This window comes from Bacillus cereus group sp. MYBK139-1, assembly GCF_051916915.1.
In the GTDB taxonomy this organism is placed as follows: Bacteria; Bacillota; Bacilli; order Bacillales; family Bacillaceae_G; genus Bacillus_A; species Bacillus_A pacificus.
The window spans coordinates 141,898-162,553 of record NZ_JBQAHO010000004.1 but is presented as its reverse complement, the minus strand read 5'-3'; the positions used below and the strand labels follow the sequence as shown (position 1 = coordinate 162,553).

The window sequence follows — 20,656 nt, the reverse complement described above, 5'->3', positions numbered from 1 at the left end:
ACGAGCTTTTCTTTATTATTCAGCTTCAGAAACAACTGTGAAGCGTTCGTTTACGTGTTTCGGATTTTCGATTTCATCAAGTGCTGCTACTGCGAAGTCTTCGTAACTTACGTAGCTATCACCTTTTGCGTTCACAAGGAGGTTGTCTTTACCAGCTTTGTAAGAACCAGTGCGTTTTCCTAATGCGAATAGTGCAGAAGGGCTGATGAATGTCCAAGTGATGTCATTTGTTTGTTGTAAGATTTCTAAGTTTTTGCCTTGGTTTTGAGCAGTTGCAAGGTATTCTTTCGGGAAACCTGGTGTATCAAATACACGTGTTGTTTTCTCTTCGTCTACAAATAAGCTTCCAGCGCCGCCAACTACAAGTAATTTTGTGTTAGGTGCACCTTTCATAGCTTCAATTAGTACATTTCCTGCATCTACGTGAAGGTGTTCTTCGCCTGCTGGAGCACCGAATGCATTTACAACTACGTCAAATGCCTGCAGGTCGTTAGATGTAAGAGAGAATACATCTTTCTCTAAAACTTTTACATTTTCTTCTGTAATTTTTGCAGCGTTTCTTACGATTGCAGTTACTTCATGTCCGCGATCTAATGCTTCTTTTAAAATGCGACTTCCTGCTTTACCAGTTGCTCCGATAATTCCGATTTTCATAATAAATCCCTCCAAAGTGTGTTTTGTTAAAGTGTATATCTGAAAGTAAATGAATTTGTTGTAATTAGATTTGTTACAACCTGTTGTAATCATTATAGTTACAGGTTAGTGTTTTTGTCAATAGGGTTGTTTGTGAATTATTTTTTGTTTTAGTATGCACAGTTAGAGGGAGGGTAGTCATAAAGATATTTTTACTGCGAGCCTGGCTAATATTTGGAAATTGCAAATTGTCGAAAAATGTTGATTTTTGAATGTTTTTTAAATATAATTCGTTTTATGGAGAAAAGGAGGGGTTAATTGTATGAATATTTTAGAGCAATTTATTTCATCAACAAATACAATTCTTTGGTCATATATTCTTATTGCGATGTTAATTGGTTTAGGTCTTTATTTTTCTATTAAATTGAAATTCGTACAAATCACTCATTTAGGGGAAATGGTTCGATTAATGAGTGATGGATTAACTGGAAAGACGCGTAAAAAAGGTAGTGTATCTTCTTTCCAAGCGTTTTGTATGAGTTCAGCAGCTCGTATTGGTATCGGTAACTTAGCTGGTGTAGCATTAGCTATATCTATGGGAGGACCTGGTGCAGTATTTTGGATGTGGGTGATTGCGATTATCGGAGCGTCTTCAAGTTTTGTAGAAAGTACGCTTGCCCAAATTTATAAAGTAAAAGATGGCAGTGGCTTCCGTGGTGGTCCTGCTTATTATATGGAAAAAGGTTTAAATAAACGTTGGATGGGAATTTGGTTCTCTATCCTTATTACAATTAGTTACGGTTTAATTTTTAACTCAGTACAAGCAAATACAGTTACATTAGCATTTAAAAATGCTTTTGGTATTGAGCGTTATATTGTTGGGGTTGTATTAGCTGCATTAGTTGCGGTTATTATTTTTGGTGGTGTAAAAAGTATTGCACGTATGTCGGAAATGATTGTTCCGCCAATGGCGCTTATTTATATTGCAGTAGCGATTTTCGTTGTCATTAAAAACTTCTATTTAATACCAGATGTGTTTACGGAAATCTTTAAAGGTGCATTCGGTTTAGATTCAGCTGTAGGTGGCGGTATTGGTGCTGCGATGAAATATGGTATTCAACGCGGATTATTTGCGAACGAAGCAGGTATGGGTAGTGCTCCGAATGCGGCAGCAACAGCTGATGTAACGCATCCGGCAAAGCAAGGTTTTATTCAAACAATTGGAGTGCTAGTAGATACATTCTTAGTATGTACATCAACAGCATTTATCGTACTATGTTCTGGTGCATATAAAGCAACGAATTTAGAAGGTATTGAACTAACACAAAATGCATTAAGTTCACAAATTGGCCCATGGGCAAGTAGCTTCTTAGCGATTATTATTTTCTTATTTGCGTTTAGTTCACTTTTAGGAAACTACTATTATGGTGAAACGAATATTGAATTCATTAAACAAAGTAAAACTTGGTTAACAATTTACCGTATTGCGGTAGTGGGAATGGTATTATTCGGTTCTGTTGCGACGCTTCAAGTTGTATGGAATATGGCGGACTTATTTATGGGACTAATGGTAATCACGAACTTAATTGCGATTACACTTCTTGGACGATTTGCGTATGCTGCATTGGCAGACTATGTAAGGCAAAAGAAACAAGGAAAAGATCCAGTCTTCAATGCAGATTCTATTCCTGGTTTAACGAACACAGAGTGTTGGGATAAGTCAGCGGTAACGGATAAAGAAAAAGCAGTATAATGAAAAGGCGAGCATCGAGATGAATTCGGTGCTCGTTTTTTATTGTAGTAAATGATGAAAAGAGTGAGAGGTAATAATTAATATAATTTTTGTTTGTTCATTTCTCATGTTATTTGTAGGGAACGTACTGTCTTAAAGATATGACTGGTCGCATAGGGCGAGTGATTTAGTATTGGATAAATGCGCGTACTAGTTATAATTTCACGTAAAAAAACATGTGTGTTAGATAAGTTAACTTACCTGTGTTAGAAAACCTAACATAAAGTTCTTGATTACTAAGAGTTTTTAGAATATAATTTTCTTATTGTGAAGAAGAGGGGGCAATGCAATTATGGATTTTTTAGCTAAGGTAATTGGGGATATAAATAATGTCCTTTGGTCATATATCATTATTGCGATGTTAATTGGGTTAGGACTTTACTTTTCATTCCGTGTGAAATTTGTTCAAGTTCGTTACTTCGGTGAAATGATTCGATTGCTTGGGGATGGGGCGAGTTCGAAAACGAGGAAAGCACAAAAAGAGAAGAGTGGTGTATCATCATTCCAGGCTTTTTGTATGAGTACAGCTTCTCGCGTAGGTACTGGTAACTTAGCTGGTGTAGCTATTGCAATTTCAGCAGGTGGACCAGGAGCAGTATTTTGGATGTGGTTAATCGCGGTAATTGGGGGTGCTTCTGCATTTGTAGAGAGCACATTAGCGCAAATTTATAAAGTGAAAGATGGGAATACGTTCCGTGGTGGTCCAGCGTATTATATGGAAAAGGGTTTAAATAAGCGCTGGCTTGGAGCTATTTTCTCTGTATTAATAACAGTAAGTTTCGGATTAATTTTTAACGCTGTACAATCTAATACTGTAGCAGCTGCTTTTGATGGGGCATTCAAAACAGATAGTAGATTAGTAGGTCTTGTAATGGCTGGTTTACTTGCAGTTATTATTTTTGGCGGAGTAAAGCGAATTGCACGCGCAGTTGAAATGATTGTTCCAGTAATGGCGATTATTTATGTAGCAGTAGCATTATTCGTTGTTGTAACAAACATTACGGCAATTCCGTATGTATTTAAAGAGATTTTCTTACATGCTTTCGGAATTAAAGAAGTAGTAGGCGGAGGATTAGGAGCTGCGATTTTATTAGGGGTAAAACGCGGATTATTCTCAAATGAAGCAGGTATGGGTAGTGCGCCGAACGCAGCTGCGACTGCAAACGTAACGCACCCAGTTAAACAAGGTTTCATTCAAACTTTAGGGGTATTTACAGATACATTATTAATTTGTAGTTGTACAGCATTTATCATTCTTTTATCAGATGTGCATAATGCAGCTGATTTAAATGGTATTCAATTAACGCAACAAGCATTAAGTCAACATATCGGACCGTGGGCATCTATATTTGTAGCAGTTGCAATCTTCTTGTTTGCATTTAGTTCATTAGTAGGTAACTACTACTACGGTGAAACGAATATTGAATTCTTAAATGGAAGTAAAGTGTTATTAACAGCGTACCGCATTGCTGTACTTGGTATGGTTATGTTAGGGTCTGTAGCAACAATTCAAATCGTTTGGGATGTAGCTGATCTATTCATGGGTATTATGGCTGTTATTAACTTAGTTGCAATCGTATTCCTTTCTAAGTATGCTTTTGCAGCGTTATCAGATTACGTAAAGCAAAAGAAACAAGGAAAAGATCCAGTCTTCTATGCGAATTCAATTCCAGGTCTGAAAAATACAGAGTGCTGGGAAGAGCAAGTAGCAGATAAAGAAAAAGCGGTATAATGAGGTGAGCATCAAGTGAAACTTGATGCTCATTTTTTTTGTTTTATCCAGATATTTATTGGTAGTAAAAGACGAACATTAATGAGTGTTTTATAATAAAATGTAATTTTTTAAAGAAAAGTGCGGATATGAGTTGTGATTTATGTTAGAATGGAAAATGCCTTTGAAACAAGAGGTTTTATGATTTTTCTTATCCGATTGAAGATTTTGGAGGAGAAATGGAAAGTTCGGATTATTTCTTGTTTTGAGTGGTCAGACGTTCAACGTTAATGAAGAGTTAAATGGAGGATTTTATTAATGAAGTTTGTTATGTTTCTTGTAGGATTACTCGTTGTATTTGTACTCGGTTTTCTTATAAGCTCCGATCGAAAGAAGATTAAGTATAAACCAATCGCAATTATGCTTATTATTCAGCTAGCATTATCTTATTTCTTATTAAATACGCAAATTGGTTATATTTTAGTAAAAGGAATTTCAGATGGATTTGGCGCACTTCTTGGATATGCGGAAGCTGGAATCGTTTTCGTATTTGGTGGTCTTGTTAATAAAGGAGAGGTTTCATTCTTCTTAACAGCGTTATTGCCAATCGTATTCTTTGCTGTTTTAATTGGAATTCTGCAGCACTTTAAAATTTTACCGATATTTATTCGTGCTATTGGTACTTTGTTAAGTAAAGTAAATGGTTTAGGAAAATTAGAATCATATAACGCAGTAGCAGCTGCCATCGTTGGGCAAGCAGAAGTATTTATTACAGTAAAAGATCAATTAAGTAAAATCCCAAAACACCGTTTATATACATTATGTGCATCTTCTATGTCAACAGTATCGATGTCAATCGTCGGTTCTTACATGAAAATGATCGAACCAAAATATGTAGTGACAGCACTTGTGTTAAATTTATTTAGTGGTTTCATTATTATTCATATTATTAACCCGTACGATATTACAGAAGAAGAAGATACACTGAAATTAGAAAATAAGAAAAAACAGTCATTCTTTGAAATGTTAAGTGAATATATTATGCTTGGTTTCACAATCGCGATTACAGTAGCAGCGATGTTACTTGGTTTCGTAGCATTAATTACAGCAATCAATAGCTTGTTTGATTCAGTTTTCGGTATTACATTCCAAGCTATTTTAGGATACATTTTCTCACCATTAGCATTCGTAATGGGGATTCCGCAAGCAGAGATGGTAACAGCGGGACAAATTATGGCAACAAAATTAGTATCAAACGAGTTTGTTGCGATGCTTGATCTTGGAAAAGTAGCTGGTGATTTATCAGCTCGTACAGTAGGTATTCTTTCTGTATTCCTTGTATCATTTGCGAACTTCTCATCTATCGGAATTATTGCAGGTGCAACGAAAGGTATCGATGAAAATCAATCAAATGTTGTATCATCATTCGGTTTACGCCTTGTGTACGGTGCGACATTAGTAAGTATTCTATCAGCGATTATCGTTGGTGTTATGTTATAAAAAAGATGGTCCTAGCTCATAGCTAGGGCTATTTTTTATGGTAAATTTGCATAGAAAAACCAATTAATTAGGAATATATTAACATATAAAAATCTTTTTAAATTTATATTGCTTTTCAGTTAGATAACGCTTACAATTTGATTTGTAGGTGGTATCAATTTCAGACTTTCAAGTATGGTAGGAGAGAAGAGGCTACCTTTAATAAATTGCAATTTATGTAAACGCTTACTGATTTTAGATAACAGTTGAATAGTATTTAGGGGTTTTAAATTTTTTTAACATCAATGGTCAGACGTCATTCGTTATACGTTATACGACCAATAACTCGTGGGAGAAGTGGAGGATTCACATATGAAAATAGTAATGTTTCTAGTCGGTTTACTTGTAGTATTTGTACTAGGTTTCCTTATCAGTTCAGATCGTAAGAAAATTAAATATAAACCAATTGCACTTATGCTTGTCATTCAATTGGTACTTGCATATTTCTTACTAAATACAAAGGTCGGATTTGTATTAGTAAAAGGGATTGCAGATGGGTTTGGCGCTATTTTAAAATTTGCGGAAGCAGGGGTTAATTTCGTATTTGGTGGTCTAGCAAATGATGGACAAGCACCATTCTTCTTAACGGTATTATTACCAATCATTTTCTTAGCAGTATTAATTGGGATCTTACAACATATTAAAATTTTACCGATTATCATTCGTGCAGTCGGTTTCCTATTAAGTAAAGTGAATGGTTTAGGGAAACTAGAATCATATAATGCAGTAGCAGCTGCGATTGTTGGTCAAGGGGAAGTATTCATTACAGTAAAAGATCAATTAAGCAAATTACCGAAAAATCGTTTATACACACTTTGTGCATCTTCCATGTCAACAGTATCGATGTCAATTGTCGGTTCTTATATGAAAATGATTGATCCAAAATATGTAGTAACGGCACTTGTATTAAACTTATTTAGTGGATTCATTATCGTTCATATTATTAATCCATATGACGTGAAAGAAGAAGACGACATTTTAGAATTACAAGAAGATAAAAAGCAAACATTCTTTGAAATGTTAGGCGAATATATTATGCTTGGTTTCTCTATCGCTGTAACAGTAGCGGCGATGTTAATCGGTTTCGTAGCATTAATTACAGCAATTAATGGTGTTTTCGATTCAATTTTCGGAATCACATTCCAAAGCATTTTAGGATACATTTTCTCACCATTAGCATTCGTAATGGGTATCCCAACATCAGAGATGCTAACAGCAGGACAAATTATGGCAACGAAATTAGTAACGAACGAATTCGTTGCAATGCTTGATCTTGGTAAAGTAGCTGGTGATTTATCAGCTCGTACAGTAGGTATTTTATCCATCTTCCTTGTATCATTTGCGAACTTCTCATCAATTGGAATTATCGCAGGTGCAACGAAGAGTATCGATGGTAAACAAGCAAACGTTGTATCATCATTCGGATTAAAACTTGTATACGGTGCAACGTTAGTAAGTATATTATCAGCGGTTATCGTTGGGGTTATGCTTTAATAAATAGTAAAGAAGTCGTTTATCTCTCGCTTAGAGGGATGAACGACTTTTTTGTTTTGGTATGATAAATAATACAGAGAGGGGGAATTAGGTTGGAAGAACAGGATATCTTAAAGGAGTTTGACGAGATTATAGATAACATTGATCAATTAACTGGAGAAGATGCTAGAGCGTTTTTGAAATTGATACATGGATATTTGAGCATAGTAGAAGAAGGCGATGGGACTTTTACTCATAGTGATTTTGTTGAAAAGGTTTCTAGGTTTTATAAGAAAGATGTGGCGAGGGTTATTCAGCTGAGAGAAGAAATAAAAAAATCACCTTAATCCATTTATTAAGGTGATTGAAATACTACTCAGCTGGAGGCGTAAATGTACGTTTCTCTAATTCAGCATCTAACATAAATAATGCGTTTGAATCGCTTGTAATACGTTTTAATTTTTGGATGATGCTATCGAATGAAGCTTCTTCTTCTACTTGCTCATCGACGAACCATTTTAAGAATGTAATTGTTGCGTGTTCACGCTCATCCCAAGCGATATCAGATAAGTTGTAAATACGCTTCGTTACTTCACGCTCGTGCTCAAGTGCTACTTCAAAAGCGTTCAGTACAGAGTCATATTCGTTATTTGGATTATCAAATCCAGTAATAATAGCACGCTCACCGCGGTCATTAATGTAGTTGTAAAGCTTCATTGCGTGGAAACGTTCTTCTTCAGCTTGTACAAGGAAAAAGTTAGCGAATCCATCATAGCTTTCGGCTGTACAGTAAGCAGCCATTGCCATATAAGCGTGGGCAGAGTAAAACTCAAAGTTCATTTGATCGTTTAGTGCATCGTGCAATTTTTTAGATAACATAAAATCCCCCTTAGTATTGTGACAAGAATATTATATCATAATTGATAATATTCTCATTTGGATGTTTCAAACCTTTTCGAAAGCTTTGTGACGTGTGCGTCCATAATGTCTTGCAAATCTAAATCATATTTTTGTGAAAGAATAATAAGATTAGATAGTACATCACCAAGTTCTTCTTTTAGTTCTTGTTTTAGCTCTTCTTCTGTCTTAGCGTCTTCATCAGGACGATCGCGACCGATTTCGATTGCGCGAACAACGCGTGAAACTTCCCCAACTTCCTCTGTTAAGAAATTTAAGCGAATAAAGGCATTATACTGTGACCAGCTTCGTTTTTCGTAAAATTCCTCAACCCATCTTTGAAATGCAACGATATCCATTTCTTTCTCATCCCCTCAATATGTTGTACAATGTTCATTGTATCATAACAATATATAGTTTCGGGGTGTAAGGATGAGAAAGATTTGTGTGTTTGCAGGTTCCAACTTAGGGGAGAGACCAGAATTTAAAGAGCAGGCAATAGCGTTAGGAAAAATGTTTGTTGAGAACGACTATGAGCTTGTATACGGTGGTTCTTGCGTTGGATTAATGGGAGAAGTAGCAAATGAAGTACTTCGTTTAGGAGGGCGTGTAACAGGTGTTATGCCGCGCGGTCTATTCCGAGGAGAGATCGTTCATACAGGGTTAACAGAATTAATTGAAGTAGAAACGATGCATGAACGTAAAGCGAAAATGGCAGAGCTTTCGGATGCTTTCATCGCACTGCCAGGCGGATATGGAACGTTTGAAGAGCTATTTGAAGTAGTATGTTGGTCACAAATTGGTATACATAATAAGCCAGTTGGTTTATTGAACATAAAAGATTTTTATGGACCAATTTTGCAAATGGTTGAACGCGCAGCGGAAGAAGGATTTATGAATCCGTCAAATAAAGAGTTAATCGTTTCAGCTGAGACAGCTGATAAATTAATTCATGAAATACAAAATTACGAGCGTCCTGTTTTAGGAACGAAGTGGAAGCAATTATCATAATACAATTTTATAGAGATTATTGGAAACACATGTCATTTTATCTTCAAAAGGCATGTGTTTTTAATTTGGTTAAATATGTTAATGTTGAGATATAATGTTTTGGGAAAAGGAGAAATAGATGGAGGAGTTTGTGTATTTAAGGCCGGTTTTTAAAAGTATTTTAGCAGCATCTATTCTTGTTATGTTAATTGTTTCAATACAGAAGAAAGAGCTAATTAATGAATTTTCTCTTTGGTTTATTTCGATATTGTGTATCGGTGTTTCGGCGATTACGTTGTTTATGTCTGGGTTTATTGTTGATGAGTATAATTTAGGTGGAGATTCGGTGTCGTTTGATATGTTTATTGGGATAGTTTGTATTAGCGGTTTGAATTTCATTATTTATTATAGGCGGAAATAAAAAGAAGGCATTCCGTATTACTTTGGAATGCCTTTATCATTTTGATTACTTTGTTTTTTATACAAGTACCAGCCACCCCAGCCGCCACCAATTGCTACTACAACGAGGAAAGCGTAGTCTTTCACCTCGATACGTATGTTGAAAATATTAGCTATAAGTAAGACAATCCCAACTGTTATTAACGCAAAAAATGCTCTAATTAAGTAGTCTTTCAACTGAACCACTCCCGCCATTTAAATAGTAAATGATGAATATGGAAAAGCTTTTTTGAATCTATGTTACTATATTTTAACATAAAAGAGATTGTAATATATTGATGAGAGTAGGGGAGAGGGATGCAGATCTTGTCGTGATTTGTCGGTAAGTCGATATCCTATGTCGAATCGTCGATATAATGAAAAAATCGTTGATATATTTGAAAAATCGTCGATATATAGGGAAAATCGTTGATATAAATTTCATGTACTGATACGCGCGACCATTCCATAGAAAAAAGCGACTCTGAACGAGCCGCTTCCGCTTTTAAATAATATCCAGCTCCAGCGGCTAGAATCTCCGGTCATTTCGCTCTCTCGCTCGAAGCAAAAAGCGCTTCAAGGTCGAGAGCTCCAATGCCCTGCGATTCTGAGCAAGCCGCTTCCGCTTTTAAATAATATCCAGCTCCGGTGACTAGAACAGTCGGTCATTTCGCGCCTTCCTGTGAGGCAAAAAACGCCTCTTCGTCAGGAGCTCCAATGCCCTCCAGTTCTGAGCAAGTCACCTCCGCTTTAAAGTCTATTATTGATTTAAGAACGCACGTAGCATCCAAGCGTGTTTTTCTAGTTCTGTGTAGATGCCTAGTAGTAGGTCAGATGTCATTTCGTCGTCAGAGTTTTGAGCGATTTCCATGCCTTTTTTCAGTTCGACTAGCATCATTTCGTAGTCTTTCATGATTGCTTCGACCATCCCTTCTGCAGTTTCTCCGTATGCAGCTTCTTGAATAGTAGAGATTTCTAGGTATTCTTTCATTGTTGCTACTGGTTTACCACCAATTGCTAAAATGCGTTCTGCAATTTCGTCGATGTGAGTAGCTGATTCTGTGTAAAGTTCTTCAAATTTCTCGTGTAATGTGAAGAATTGAGGTCCTTTTACGTACCAATGGAAGTTGTGTAGTTTCGTGAATAAAACGCTCCAGTCTGCTACTTGTTTGTTTAATACTTCGATTACTTGTTTGTTCATTATGATCAATCTCCTTTTGAGTTGTTATGTGATATCAATTACTAATTTATAATAATTATAATATAGTAATTCGTATAAATCAACCCTTTTGCTGGAATTAATTTGAACAAATTATGAACTGTTGTAAATAAAAATCCCTATTACCGTGGAGTAATAGGGATTTGCTTTGATATATAATTTTTTGTTCTAAACGAGCCGCTTTCGCTTTTAGTGATATCCAGCTCCAGCGGCTAGAATCTCCGGTCATTTCGCTCTCTCGCTCGAAGTAAAAAGCGCTTCAAGGTCGAGAGCTCCAAATAGCCTGCGATTCTGGACGAGCCGCCTCCGCTTTTAATTATTACACAGCCTTCTGTTTTTCTTCTATATCCTGTCCATCCCAGCACTCTGTATTCTGTAAGCCAGGGATAGAACTTGCAACGAAAACAGGATCTTTTCCTTGTTTCTTTTGCTTCAAATAGTCTACTAGTGCTGCGTAGGCGAATTTGCTTAGGAATGAGATGGCAATTAAGTTCGTGAATACCATTAGTCCCATGAATAAATCAGCTAAGCTCCAAACTGTTTGAAGGGCAGCGATTGATCCGAAGAATACCATTCCGACAACTGCAACGCGATAAATCATTAACCATGTTTTACTTTCTTTAATGAATGCGATGTTTGTTTCACCATAATAGTAGTTTCCTAGAAGCGAACTGAAAGCGAATAGGAAAATAATAATCGCTAAGAAAGTGCTTGCCCACGGTCCGATTTGTGAACTTAATGCATTTTGTGTTAATTCGATACCTTTTAAATTTGTTCCTTTGTAAAGTCCAGAACATAATACGATAAATGCTGTTGATGTACATACTAAGAATGTGTCTACGAACACTCCTAATGCTTGAACAAGTCCTTGTTTTACAGGGTGAGATACATCTGATGTTGCGGCTGCGTTAGGCGAGCTACCCATACCTGCTTCTGTCGCGAATAGACCGCGCTGAATCCCGAACTTGATTGCTGCTCCAATACCACCAGCGATAGCTTGGTCTAAGCCGAATGCACCATTAAATATTTCCATAAAAATGCTTGGTAACATAGTAAAGTTGTTAATCACGACAAAAATAGCCACACCAATATAAATGATTGCCATTGGAGGAACAATCATTTCCGTAATACGTGAAATGCTCTTAATACCACCAAAAATAATAACTGCAACTAATAAAGCTAATAGAGCCCCTACGATCGTTCGCTCTAGTCCAAAAGCATTTTCAAATGCTATTGTTACTGTGTTTGCTTGTACAGAATTGAAAATTAATCCGTACGCAACTGTAATAAGAAGTGAGAACCAAACACCCATCCAGCGTTTGTTTAATCCTTTTTCCATGTAATATGCTGGCCCACCACGGAACCTGCTGCCATCTTTTACTTTATAAATTTGAGCGAGCGTACATTCTACGAAACTAGTAGCTGCTCCGATAATTGCGATAAACCACATCCAAAATATTGCGCCAGGTCCACCCATTGAAATGGCTAATGCTACACCAGCTAAGTTTCCGATACCAATGCGCGCTGCTGCACTTAAGCAAAATGCTTGAAACGGGGAGATGCTATCTTTCTTTTTTTCTTTTCGATTAAATCCTTTACTAATTAAACTGACCATCTCACCGAAATGAGTAATTTGGACAAATTTTAATTTAAAAGAAAAATAAAGACCGAAGCCGATTAGCATTGCAATAAGAATATATGACCATAAAATATTATTCGTTACCTCAAGGAATCTGCTAAAGATATCAACCATATAATACACTTCCTTTTTTCCGTAATAAGAAAATTATATGCAAAAAATATACGAGAATCAATTTTTCTAAAAAATTATGTTACTTAAACTAATTTTATGTTATGATTATGTTACATCATAATATTTTTAGAATTATTTACATTTTAAAAAACTAAATGTAACGCAAGAAAGAGGGGATAATTTGAAAGAAGAAACTTTATGGAAAGTAAGCCTTAAAAGTTTGAAAATGAGAAGTAATATATTTTTTATCGTTACATCTTTAAGTATCTTTTTAGGAGCCACTTATTATTACAATAAAAGATTTCCAAGTCACAGGTATCCTGAATGGTTAGAGTTTCTAAAGTTGATTGGATGAATAAAAGACAGAAAAACAGAAAATTCAAATAAAAAGTTGTGGAGGAGCTAAATATGAATATTAGAGAAAGTGAACTTCCGGGTATTGGTTATAAGTTTCAAATCGTTACGAAAGGTAACGAGAAGATGGTGATTGTTATTCATGATGACGGGCGTAGAGAAATGTATCATTTTGATTCAGACCATGAAGAAAGTATCTCAAGTATTTCATTACGTGACTCAGAGGCAAGACAAATTGCAGCCATACTAGGTGGAATGGTATATAAGCCGAGAGCATTAGAAAATGTTGAAATGGTTTTTGAAGGGTTGGCAATTGAGTGGTTTAAAGTAGAGAATGCTGCTCCAGCGCTTGGAAAAACAATCGGCGATCTTGAAATAAGAAAAACATATAGCGTAACGATTATTGCAGTTATGAAAAAGAATATGAAAAAGCTATTTAATCCAGGACCAGAAACAGTAATTGAGGAAGGCGATATGCTTGTAGTTTCAGGCGAGAGAGAAGAAATTAAAAAAATTATTAATGAGTTACTTTCGAATAGGGGGACTGACTAGATGGATACGTTAATTTTTGAAGTTGGTACAGCGTTAGTATTAGTTGCAATTGCGGCAGTAATTGCTGGAAAGTTTAAATTCTCAGTCATTCCATTTTTAATTGTTCTTGGAATGTTAGTGGGGCCACACGCGCTGACGATAGGTGTGATCGATTTCAAGTTTATTGAAAGTGCAAGTGTCATTTCTTTCCTTGGACGGATTGGAGTTCTGTTCCTTCTGTTCTATCTAGGACTAGAGTTTTCGATGAAAAAACTAATTAAATCTGGACGTTCTATTGCGATTGGCGGAACGATCTATATTTTAATTAACTTTTCACTTGGATTATTGTACGGATTTATCATGGGATTCCCTTTACTAGAAATCTTAATTATTGCGGGTATTATTACGATTTCTTCTAGCGCTATCGTTGCAAAGGTGTTAGTAGATTTAAGAAGAACTGGTAATAATGAGACCGAATTAATTTTAGGAATTATCATGTTCGAAGATATATTCCTTGCTGTATATTTATCAGTCGTTTCAGGTTTAGTTCTAGGAGATCATGCTTCCTTCCTAGGTGCTCTTACTTCAATTGGAATTGCTTTAGGATATATGCTTCTATTCTTTATTGTAGCTAGAAAAGCGACTCCATTATTAAATAAATTGCTCAATATTAGTTCGGATGAAATTTTCATTATTGTAGTATTTGCTTCATTATTCTTTATTGCAGGATTCTCGGAAACGATTCATGTTGCTGAAGCAATTGGAGCACTTCTTTTAGGATTAGTTTTCTCTGAGACAGAGCATAGTGACAGAATTGAACATCTCGTTGTTCCATTTAGAGACTTTTTCGGAGCTATTTTCTTCTTCAGTTTCGGATTAAGTATTGATCCGTTCTCATTGGGCGGAGCGATATGGTTAACGTTAGGTGCGGTTCTTCTTACAATCATCGGGAACTTTGTAGCGGGGATGATTGCAGGACGACAAGCTGGATTATCTCATAAAGCGTCAACAAATATTGGATTAACAATCGTTTCAAGAGGAGAATTCTCCATCATTATGGCCAATATCGGTATCGCCGGTGGTTTAATGTCAGTCTTGAAACCATTCTCAGCACTATACGTGCTTATACTATCTATCTTAGGTCCACTTCTGACAAAAGAGTCAAAGAATGTATATAAATTTTTAAATAAAGTCTTTAAGTGGGATACGAAGACTAACTAAATAAAAAGATAAAAGTACAAGATATGTATGAAAAAGTGATTACGGAAAAGGAATCTATGTCGGCATAGGTTCCTTTTTTATTGGTATTTTTTCAAGGATGAAAGAATACGTTTAATATTTACCATATTGTGGCATACATATAGAAAAAGGGTGCTTGGAAAGGGGAATAAAGAGAAATGGAACTCCAGTTTCAAAATGTATATCAACAGGTGGAGAATTGGTATGTGTTGGATTCGGAGCTTCCTTGGGATGTCAAAAGGCTTAGAGACGATTTATTTTCACTGATTGAAGTATGTAAAACACCGGTTATTTTTTGTGATACGTGTGATGCGAATCATGTCCTTTTATCACTAGGAGAAGAAGAAGAGGAATTTTTATTCCCGGTAGGTGGTTTTTATCATAAAGAAAAACAATTAATTTTTGTTTGTATGTGGGAAGAGTATGAGCAAGTCCTTAAAACACTACTGCATGAATTTCGTCATGCGATGCAGCATAAGAGCGAAGTATTGTATGTTGGAAGTGAATTGTACGAAGATAGATGGATTGAGAAAGATGCGAGAAAGTTCGCGGAGAGGAAGTTAGATGAATATAAAAATAGAAAGTTAATGTAAAGCATAGTGGAGAAATAGCGCTGTGTTTTCTTTGTTTCTTACTAAAAATAAGTAATTGACTTTTATAAAGTTTAGTTCTAAACTAATGGTATGAAACGAGCGAGGTGATGAAATGAAAACAGAAGATAGACTAGGTTTACTATTATGGTTTCGTTTATCACGTTTTTATAACAAAAGTATTCGTGAGACGAATCAGCATTTGAAAGAATGGAAAGTATCTGCCGCTCAGTTTGATGTACTAGCTCAAGTTGGAGGGCATGATCGTTTAACGCAGCAAGAGCTTGGAAATAAGCTATTTGTTACGAAGGGAAATATTACGCAGCTTTTAAATAAAATGGAGCAGCTCGAGTGGATTCGTCGTGAACAAGAAGGTACTGCGAAATATATTTCGTTAACAGAAAAGGGAAGAGCTTTATATGAAGAAATCGTCCCGCCTCAAGAAACATTCCAAGCGAAGCAGTTTCAAAATTTAAATGTAGAGGAACAACATCAATTACTACAATTACTAAAAAAGTTACAGTGAGAAAAAATTTAAAATAAATCTTGAATTCGAGATAATATGAGGTGAAGGATATGTTTAGAAAAGTTGATCATAAAAATATGGGAAGAGCAAATCACGGTTGGCTAAATACACATTTTCATTTTTCATTTGCAAATTATTATAATCCTAATAACATGAACTTCGGTGCATTACGTGTAATTAATGATGACTTAGTAGCACCGCAAACTGGTTTTGATATGCATCCCCACCGCGATATGGAAATTATTTCGTACGTTGTAGACGGTGCTTTAACACATGAAGATAGCATGGGTAACCGCGGAACAATTGAGCGTGGACATGTTCAATATATGAGTGCGGGTACGGGTGTATTTCATAGTGAGCATAATTTAGGAAATGAAACATTACGTTTACTACAAATTTGGATTTTACCAGATCGCGCGGACCATAAACCAAACTATGGTGAGTTTAAATTTGATTGGAGCAAGCGTGAAAATGAATGGTTTCATATGGTATCTCAAGTAGAAGGCGGGGCACCAATTCAAATTCACCAAGATGCGAATTTATATGCTTTATCGTTACATGCTGGAAAAGAAATTCATTTTCCAGTGAAAGAAGGCCGTCAATTGTATCTTGTACAAATTGAAGGTAGTAGCGTAATAAATGGTGAGACACTTGTTATGCGTGATGCGGCAGAAGCGGTGGAGGAAGATATTCATATTGTAGCGAAAGAGCAATCTCACTATTTAGCAATTGAATTGAAAAAACAATAAAAGGTTTGAAAAGAGGACATCCGATAGATGTCCTCTTTTTTTGAGTGGAATTGTCAGAAAAAACTTTCTCAAATTTTAGGGAAAGGTATCAACTTGAAAAACAAGAATTGTATAAAAGTGTCAAAAATCTTTATGGGAATGGGGAATGTTATAGTGAAAAAGCAAGTCATTTCATCAGCATTAGCGTTAACTGTTATCGCCGGGGGATTTGGAACATTTGGAGCAACGACAACGAAAGCGGAAGAACAAAAAATTCAATACCATCAAGAATTTAAAACGCCTGCATACATAGGTGAAGAATGGAAAGCGCCGGAAGGACTAGATAAAAAAGAGACGGTCTTTCAATATTTAGAGAGTAAGAAAGATATGTTCAAATTAGCAGGAAATATTGATAAACACTTTAATGTCGTTGGGGAAGAAAAAGATGCTGAATCCGGTACAACACACGTGAAGCTAGTTGAGAAACATAATAACATTCCTGTGTACGGTTCAGATCAAACAGTTACACTAGATAAAGAGAATAATGTAAAAGCATTCTTCGGACAAGTTATTCCGAATTTAGAGGATAAAAATATTCCTGCATTTGCAAAGATTAGCGCAGAGCAAGCAGAAACAATTGCAAAGGCAGATATTGAAAAAGAAGTTGGTAAAGTAAAGAATTATGACGGTGTGAAAAAAGATTTATATGTGTATGAAAAAGATGGGAATTACTATCTTGCATACTTAGTGAAAGCATCGATTTCAAAGCCAGCTCCAGGGTATTGGCATTACTTTGTTGATGCGACAAATGGAAATGTGATTGAGAAATATAACGCTGTAGATCACATTACAGGATTTGGTTATGGAGTATTGGGCGGTAAACAATCATTTGAAATTGCTCAAGATACGAAAACAGGAGAATTCAACTTATTTGATGGTAAACGAGGACAAGGTATCCATACATTTGATGCAGAGAATATGGACGAAAACTGGTTTAATCTATTCTCACAAATTCTTGGGTATACGGGAGAAGAAGTTAAGAGTAAATCTAAGTTCTTCGAAGATAAAGCGGCAGTTGATGCGCATGTAAATGCAGGGAAAGTATATGATTACTACAAAAAGACATTTAATCGTAACTCTTTCGATGATAAAGGTGCGAAGCTAATTTCTACTGTTCACGTTGGAGAAAGCTGGAATAACGCAGCTTGGAACGGTGTGCAAATGATGTATGGTGATGGCGATGGTAAAACATTCATTCCATTATCTGCTGGACTAGATGTTATCGGTCACGAATTAACGCATGCTGTCACTGAGCATACAGCAAATCTTGTTTATAAAAATGAATCAGGTGCGTTAAATGAATCGTTATCTGATATTATGGGTGTTATGGTTGAGAAGAAGAGCTGGGATTTAGGTGCTGACATTTATACACCTGGTAAACCTGGTGATGCACTGCGTTCATTGAAAGATCCAGCGTCTATTCCAAACCCATTAAAACCAGGTGAAGGTTACCCAGATCATTACAATAAACGCTACACTGGAACAGCTGATAATGGCGGCGTTCATATTAACAGTAGCATTAATAATAAAGCTGCATACTTAGTATCTGAAGGCGGGGAGCATTACGGCGTGAAAGTAACAGGAGTAGGCCGTGAAGCGACAGAAAAAATTTATTACCGTGCTCTTACGAAATATTTAACTGCAAACTCTGACTTTAAGATGATGCGTCAAGCAGCACTTCAGTCAGCTGAAGATTTATATGGTAAAAACTCTAAAGCTGTACAAGCTGTAACGAAAGCTTATGATGCAGTAGGCGTAAAATAATAAGAGAAAAAGACCTGACTAGGATGTCAGGTCTTTCTTTATCCCGATTGGTGAGGGCTGATAATCAGTGGGGATGAGGAAAACCCCCACTGATTAAAGTTTCACTTTATTTAGTCGCGAATACCTAATGCGATTTTCGCCATACGTGACATACGTTCTTTAGACCAGGGCGGATTCCATACGACATTTACTTCTATTTCATTGACTTCAGGTACGTTCGTTGATAATACTTTTTTAACGTCTGATACAATTTGCCCAGCCATTGGACAACCGATAGAAGTCATCGTCATCGTAATGACAGCATTATTATTTTCATCTGCTGTAACGTCATAAACTAATCCAAGATTAATAATATCAACACCGAGTTCAGGGTCAATAACAGCTTCTAAGTTTGCATATAACTTTTCTTCAAATGCTTGTTGTGACATGTGTAGCACCCCCTACATATTAATGATATCGATTCTCATTATAACGGATATATGCATAAAGTGCAGGAAATGAGCTCAAAAAAATATCCCTCTTGGAAGAGGAATATTTTTGGAATGGCTATTCAGTTTTAAAATGAGATACGAGTTGATCTAATTCTTCAACTGTTTGTTTCATTTGTTTAGCTGTTTGTGTCATCTCATTCATCGTAACGACTTTTTTCTCAGCAGATTGTGCTGTTGCCGCTGTTTCACTAGATACTTCAGTAGAAATAGAAGCGATGTTATTCAGTGAAGCGTTCATTTCTTCAGCACTTGCAGCCATTTCTTCAGCAGTTGCTGAGATGTCTTGCATTTGAGTAGATACTTTGTTTACTTGTTCTACAATTGTTGTGAAAGAATTGCCAGCTTCACGAATAACATGAATGCCTTCAGATGCTTCAGAACGACCTTGTGACATCATAGAGCTCGCAGTTTCAGTGTCTTGTTGAATTTGATGTAATAATTGGTTAATATCTGTTGCCGCTGTTTTAGATTGTTCAGCAAGTTTTCGAACTTCATCAGCCACGACAGCGAAGCCTTTTCCTTGTTCGCCAGCACGAGCTGCTTCGATAGAGGCATTTAAAGCAAGTAAGTTTGTTTGCTCTGCAATATTAGAAATAGATTGTACAGCTGTATCAATATATTTCGTGTGAGTGATTAGACGTTCGACCACTTCTGACGTAGCATTTACCGCGTCGTGTATCGTTGTCATTTGTGAAACAGATTTTTGAATAACAGTACTTCCGTCGTTAGCTTGTTCAGATGTAACTACAGCAAGCTCAGTTACAGATGAAGCAGATTCAGCAATGCGCTGAACGCTTACTGCCATATCGTCCATTGCAGTTGAGCTTTCTTCCATGCTAGAGGCTTGAGATTGAATACTTTCATTTAAGTTGGACATCGAGCTTTGAACTCTTATCGTTGCCTCACGTGATATATTTGTCTTTTCTAGCATATTTTCAGAAGCGTTTTGTACTTCCACAGATGTTTTTTGAACACGATTAATGATATGTTGTAGATTTTCTAACATTTTATTAAATGATGTTGCAATCGTACCAATTTCATCATTACTATTTACTTGTAGACGGGCTGTTAAGTCACCTTCTTGAGATGATAATTCTTTTAGCTTGCTATCAATTTGTTGAATTGGTTTTACAAGTTTACCAGAGAACCACCATGCAAGTGTGATAGCTACGATAATACAAATAACAAGTGATAGGAAGATAACATATTCAATTTGTAACGAAGATTGATCGATTTTTTCGATAGATTGATCACGTAACTTAGCTTGTTCATTACTATAATTTGTGAAGTCACCAATTACTTTATAAACAGTACCATTTTCTGCATAAGCTACTTGTAAAGCTTCTTCCCACTTTTGTTCTTTTGCGAGAGTGAAAACTTTTTCTTCAATAAATTTTCTCCAAGTCGATCCTGATTCCATTGTATCTTTCACGGATTGAGAAATATTTGGATTAGAAAGAAGTTTATCTTTTGAATCCTCCAAACGTTTACTCATCTCATTAAACTTGTCTAATTCGACTTGATCATGTTGTAATAAATAACCTCTTAAAGCAGAAAGTTGTACTTGATAAGCGTCTCCACGTTCTTTCAATTCTGTTGCTAGAGGGGAAATTTCTTTTTGTAAAGCTTCAGCTTGATGCGATTGATCAATAGCAAAAAATAAAATAAAAGCTAAGGCGATGCCAAATAAAGCGCAAATCGTTCCCATCATGAACATTAGTTTTTTTCGAATGCTAATAAAATTCATATGATAAAAAGCCTCCTTTGTGAAATCTTAGTATTAGAATTAATAAATGTAAAAAATTGAAAGAAAGCTTTACTCCGTCTGGAACAAAGCTTTCTTCTTTCCTTTAGGAATTATAGCAGACGGAATGAGAGATAGAAAGAGATATTTTAAAGTGAAAAAAGAGAGATTGTAAATCTCTCTT

21 protein-coding genes are annotated in these 20,656 nt (G+C 35.9%); 13 read left to right on the top strand and 8 right to left on the bottom strand.

Annotated elements, in window-relative coordinates; all coding sequences use genetic code 11:
• Positions 1 to 15: 15 nt before the first annotated feature.
• Positions 16 to 654 carry an NAD(P)-dependent oxidoreductase gene (locus tag ACTFRS_RS21410; RefSeq protein ID WP_139868297.1) on the bottom strand — a complete coding sequence of 213 codons (639 nt, stop codon included), beginning with the start codon at positions 652 to 654 and terminating at the stop codon, positions 16 to 18.
• Between the two features lie 301 nt (positions 655 to 955).
• Here ACTFRS_RS21410 and ACTFRS_RS21405 point away from each other — a divergent pair, with 301 nt between their 5' ends.
• The 5 genes from ACTFRS_RS21405 to ACTFRS_RS21385 all read left to right on the top strand — a co-directional run bounded on the left by ACTFRS_RS21405 (position 956) and on the right by ACTFRS_RS21385 (position 7,495).
• Positions 956 to 2,386 (top strand): alanine/glycine:cation symporter family protein, encoded by a 1,431-nt coding sequence (locus ACTFRS_RS21405; protein ID WP_139868295.1) that lies wholly within the window; start codon positions 956 to 958, stop codon positions 2,384 to 2,386.
• Positions 2,387 to 2,717: 331 nt separating this feature from the next.
• Positions 2,718 to 4,157 (top strand): alanine/glycine:cation symporter family protein, encoded by a 1,440-nt coding sequence (locus ACTFRS_RS21400; protein WP_000346387.1) that lies wholly within the window; start codon positions 2,718 to 2,720, stop codon positions 4,155 to 4,157.
• A gap of 297 nt (positions 4,158 to 4,454) precedes the next feature.
• Positions 4,455 to 5,636, top strand: a complete 1,182-nt coding sequence (locus tag ACTFRS_RS21395) for a NupC/NupG family nucleoside CNT transporter (RefSeq protein ID WP_000673860.1) — start codon at positions 4,455 to 4,457, stop codon at positions 5,634 to 5,636.
• Positions 5,637 to 5,987: 351 nt separating this feature from the next.
• On the top strand, positions 5,988 to 7,169 hold the full coding sequence (locus ACTFRS_RS21390) for a NupC/NupG family nucleoside CNT transporter (protein ID WP_000706846.1): 1,182 nt from the start codon (positions 5,988 to 5,990) through the stop codon (positions 7,167 to 7,169).
• 92 nt (positions 7,170 to 7,261) lie between these two features.
• The gene (locus tag ACTFRS_RS21385) at positions 7,262 to 7,495 is read left to right on the top strand and encodes a hypothetical protein (protein ID WP_000392429.1); all 234 of its coding nucleotides are present in this window, start codon (positions 7,262 to 7,264) and stop codon (positions 7,493 to 7,495) included.
• Positions 7,496 to 7,520: 25 nt separating this feature from the next.
• Here the strand turns inward: ACTFRS_RS21385 and ACTFRS_RS21380 are convergent, their stop codons facing one another.
• Positions 7,521 to 8,027, bottom strand: a complete 507-nt coding sequence (locus ACTFRS_RS21380) for a ferritin (RefSeq protein ID WP_000949389.1) — start codon at positions 8,025 to 8,027, stop codon at positions 7,521 to 7,523.
• A 53-nt stretch (positions 8,028 to 8,080) separates the two neighbouring features.
• Positions 8,081 to 8,404 (bottom strand): MazG nucleotide pyrophosphohydrolase domain-containing protein, encoded by a 324-nt coding sequence (locus tag ACTFRS_RS21375; RefSeq protein WP_000355748.1) that lies wholly within the window; start codon positions 8,402 to 8,404, stop codon positions 8,081 to 8,083.
• Between the two features lie 88 nt (positions 8,405 to 8,492).
• On the opposite strand from ACTFRS_RS21375, the gene ACTFRS_RS21370 reads away from it, so the two are divergent.
• Together ACTFRS_RS21370 and ACTFRS_RS21365 are read left to right on the top strand one after the other, a co-directional pair.
• A complete protein-coding gene (locus ACTFRS_RS21370) occupies positions 8,493 to 9,056 on the top strand; it encodes a TIGR00730 family Rossman fold protein (protein WP_029141228.1) in 564 nt (187 codons plus the stop codon).
• A gap of 118 nt (positions 9,057 to 9,174) precedes the next feature.
• Entirely contained in the window at positions 9,175 to 9,456 is a 282-nt protein-coding gene (locus tag ACTFRS_RS21365) for a hypothetical protein (protein WP_088106300.1), read from the top strand.
• 17 nt (positions 9,457 to 9,473) lie between these two features.
• Here the strand turns inward: ACTFRS_RS21365 and ACTFRS_RS21360 are convergent, their stop codons facing one another.
• The 3 genes from ACTFRS_RS21360 to ACTFRS_RS21350 form a co-directional block, all read right to left on the bottom strand.
• A complete protein-coding gene (locus ACTFRS_RS21360; protein ID WP_000656322.1) occupies positions 9,474 to 9,671 on the bottom strand; it encodes a hypothetical protein in 198 nt (65 codons plus the stop codon).
• Between the two features lie 562 nt (positions 9,672 to 10,233).
• Positions 10,234 to 10,674, bottom strand: a complete 441-nt coding sequence (locus ACTFRS_RS21355; RefSeq protein WP_001041892.1) for a Dps family protein — start codon at positions 10,672 to 10,674, stop codon at positions 10,234 to 10,236.
• 337 nt (positions 10,675 to 11,011) lie between these two features.
• Positions 11,012 to 12,445 carry an alanine/glycine:cation symporter family protein gene (locus ACTFRS_RS21350; protein ID WP_139868293.1) on the bottom strand — a complete coding sequence of 478 codons (1,434 nt, stop codon included), beginning with the start codon at positions 12,443 to 12,445 and terminating at the stop codon, positions 11,012 to 11,014.
• Positions 12,446 to 12,853: 408 nt separating this feature from the next.
• On the opposite strand from ACTFRS_RS21350, the gene ACTFRS_RS21345 reads away from it, so the two are divergent.
• The 6 genes from ACTFRS_RS21345 to nprB all read left to right on the top strand — a co-directional run bounded on the left by ACTFRS_RS21345 (position 12,854) and on the right by nprB (position 18,237).
• Positions 12,854 to 13,351 (top strand): cation:proton antiporter regulatory subunit, encoded by a 498-nt coding sequence (locus tag ACTFRS_RS21345; protein ID WP_001026071.1) that lies wholly within the window; start codon positions 12,854 to 12,856, stop codon positions 13,349 to 13,351.
• Entirely contained in the window at positions 13,352 to 14,551 is a 1,200-nt protein-coding gene (locus ACTFRS_RS21340; RefSeq protein WP_440025057.1) for a cation:proton antiporter, read from the top strand.
• Between the two features lie 176 nt (positions 14,552 to 14,727).
• Positions 14,728 to 15,162: a DUF3920 family protein gene (locus tag ACTFRS_RS21335; RefSeq protein ID WP_000422825.1), complete on the top strand. Its 435-nt coding sequence runs from the start codon at positions 14,728 to 14,730 to the stop codon at positions 15,160 to 15,162.
• A gap of 112 nt (positions 15,163 to 15,274) precedes the next feature.
• The gene (locus ACTFRS_RS21330; RefSeq protein WP_139868289.1) at positions 15,275 to 15,685 is read left to right on the top strand and encodes a MarR family winged helix-turn-helix transcriptional regulator; all 411 of its coding nucleotides are present in this window, start codon (positions 15,275 to 15,277) and stop codon (positions 15,683 to 15,685) included.
• A 50-nt stretch (positions 15,686 to 15,735) separates the two neighbouring features.
• Positions 15,736 to 16,434 carry a pirin family protein gene (locus ACTFRS_RS21325; protein ID WP_000488943.1) on the top strand — a complete coding sequence of 233 codons (699 nt, stop codon included), beginning with the start codon at positions 15,736 to 15,738 and terminating at the stop codon, positions 16,432 to 16,434.
• A 153-nt stretch (positions 16,435 to 16,587) separates the two neighbouring features.
• Positions 16,588 to 18,237 (top strand): neutral protease NprB, encoded by a 1,650-nt coding sequence (gene nprB / locus ACTFRS_RS21320; RefSeq protein WP_139868287.1) that lies wholly within the window; start codon positions 16,588 to 16,590, stop codon positions 18,235 to 18,237.
• A 110-nt stretch (positions 18,238 to 18,347) separates the two neighbouring features.
• On the opposite strand, the gene ACTFRS_RS21315 is transcribed toward nprB, so the two are convergent.
• On the bottom strand, positions 18,348 to 18,665 hold the full coding sequence (locus tag ACTFRS_RS21315; RefSeq protein WP_000082521.1) for a metal-sulfur cluster assembly factor: 318 nt from the start codon (positions 18,663 to 18,665) through the stop codon (positions 18,348 to 18,350).
• A gap of 118 nt (positions 18,666 to 18,783) precedes the next feature.
• Positions 18,784 to 20,475, bottom strand: coding sequence for a methyl-accepting chemotaxis protein (locus ACTFRS_RS21310; protein WP_139868285.1), 1,692 nt, complete (start codon positions 20,473 to 20,475; stop codon positions 18,784 to 18,786).
• Positions 20,476 to 20,656 lie beyond the last annotated feature (181 nt).